Raw genomic sequence first — 1,908 nt, forward strand, 5'->3', positions numbered from 1 at the left:
GCCAAGACCAAGCCCTCTGTTGCCACCGGACAGGCAGTTCTCCCGCATCCGGCGGCCCCGTGAATTACCCCATCCGGGGGACTCAGAACAGCATGAGTTGAAACGCTTGAGGCCGTATTATACTGCGCATCTCGAAAAGGCCCATCTGATCGAATTCCTCTTTTGTCGGCTTGCGCTTCCTCGGCCAGCGAATCGTTCGCCAGCGCCCGTGGATATAGGAGCGCAGGCGATTACGCACCCATCTGTCCAGTTTGGTGAACATGCCGACATTCTGCCCGTTTCGGTGATAGTTTCCCCAACCCTGTAATTGCGGATTCAGGGCTTTGATTATCTCTTCAACGGGCCGGTCCCCCTGCTTGCGCCGGGTCGCTTCCCGGACTTTCGCATACAGGGCTTTTAAGGACTTTGATCCGATGGTGTGTCCTCGGCGAGTGAAATGGAAACCGAGAAAGTCGAAGCCAGCCTTGAAGGTACTTATGGCGGTCTTCTCCTCGCTGAGTTCCAACTTCAACCGACCCAGGACTTCCCGAACGTATTTCAGTGCTTCGAGCGCCTCTTCTTCTCGACGGCACAGGATCACCACATCGTCCGCGTAGCGCACGAATTGATAACCTGCCGCCGTCAATGCTTTGTCTAGAACGGTGAGATAAATGTTGCTGAGCAACGGGCTTATCACACCGCCTTGGGGAGTCCCGGAGGTTTGATACCGCACATTACCTTCCTCCATGACTCCGGCCTTCAACCAGCCGCGTATCAGGCCAAGAACCCGGCGGTCCTTGATGACCTGGCGAACCAGTCGCATCAGGATTTCGTGATCTACATGGTCAAAGAAACCCTTGATGTCTAAATCCACCACTGTTCGATATCCCTGCTTGCGCAGTTCTTCGACCCGCTTTGCTGCCATGTGCGTGCTTCGCCCGGGGCGGAACCCGTAGCTGTCTTCGTGGAAATACGCTTCGAAGACCGGACTCAGGACATTATGAACGGCTTGTTGGCAGACCCGGTCTGCTACGACGGGTATGCCCAGTGGCCGCCTCTTTTTGCTCCCCGGCTTGTCGATGTAGCACCGCTTTACCGGCTTGCTGCGGTAGGTGTCGTTGATGAGCCGATGGCGCAGGGCGCAGAGATGCTTTTTCTCCTTCTGCTCCCACGTCGTTACGCTCATACGGTCGATCCCACCGCTGCCCTTGTTCTGCACCACTTTGTGCGAGGCTTCCGACAAGTTGTTCCAGTTGTAGACCTTGTCGATAGCACTGTGAAGGATTCGCTTCACCTTACACCACTCCTCTGTCAGAACAGTTTATGCGCGCTGGCGGTGCCGCTTCTTGGCTCCGGGTCGTTTTCGCTTGGAACGTGCCCCTGTCCGCAACGTGCATCTTGTCCATCCTTTCACGGTGTCGTCCTTCGTCGTGGCTTGACCGACCACGACTACTATGACGGCGCTGACTCCTCACGGTTGCATCGGACTCCCAGTGCCCTACTCTGCGACTTGCGCAGAGACGTCCGCGAGGCCTCACTCGGTCACTTCGTTTCCCTGTTCAGTTCCTCTCCGCGCCTAACCACTTGTGATCGCTTCCAGCACGGCTCTCCGTGAGCTTCCGTGCTTTGATCTCTCTTGGCTTCAGAGAGCCTGGGTTGCAGAGCTTAGCGAATCCTCACCCCACGACCACGCCACCTCGACCTAATCCTCTGCCTGCCGTCGCTTCAGCAGAAGAAAACGGATCTGAACCTCGGCCTCAAGCCCTTCTCCCGCCCGCCTTGCGGCGTAGCGAGTCACTTACCTCCGGCAACCCCGTTCGATGGGAGCGACGGGGAGGTTTTACCCGGAGTGATAATCCTGATGTTGGCCTCCTATGTTTCTCACGGTTACACAGGGACGGACTATCACCGTCACTGAGGGAAACGGGC

Annotated in this window: 1 protein-coding gene; it reads right to left on the reverse strand. The window is 57.0% G+C overall.

The window, feature by feature from the left end; all coding sequences use genetic code 11:
- Nucleotides 1-82 precede the first annotated feature (82 nt).
- The gene (gene ltrA, locus ACP5D4_RS21700) at nt 83-1,273 is read right to left on the reverse strand and encodes a group II intron reverse transcriptase/maturase (protein ID WP_428013681.1); all 1,191 of its coding nucleotides are present in this window, start codon (nt 1,271-1,273) and stop codon (nt 83-85) included.
- Between the last annotated feature and the right edge of the window lie 635 nt (nt 1,274-1,908).

It is taken from the genome of Baaleninema sp. (assembly GCF_049974805.1).
Lineage (GTDB): Bacteria > Cyanobacteriota > Cyanobacteriia > Cyanobacteriales > Geitlerinemataceae > Baaleninema.